Below are 284 nucleotides of genomic sequence, written 5' to 3'. Positions count from 1 at the left end.
TCGGCCTCGGCGACGACCTGCGGTGCACATTCGGGATGGGCAAGAACCGTGACGCCCGGATGCGCTTCGCGCAGCTCACGAATGTCGGCCGCCGTGAAGCGCTCATGCACTTCGCAGCGTCCCTTCCAGGCGATGATCTCGACCTTCGTCTGCGCCGCGACGTTCCTCGCCAGATATTCGTCAGGCAGCATGATGACGCGCGGCGCCCCGAGCGATTCCACCGCCGCCAGCGCGTTGCCTGAGGTGCAGCAGATATCCGACTCTGCCTTCACGGCGGCGGAGCT

At 66.2% G+C, this 284-nt stretch carries 1 protein-coding gene; it reads right to left on the bottom strand.

From position 1 onward, the window contains the following. A partial coding sequence (gene nadA / locus ACWGS9_RS36180) for a quinolinate synthase NadA (RefSeq protein WP_454509550.1) occupies positions 1 to 284 on the bottom strand: 284 nt, incomplete at both ends.

The organism is Mesorhizobium sp. Arg314, from assembly GCF_053714275.1.
This window is presented reverse-complemented; position numbering and strand designations above follow the sequence as displayed.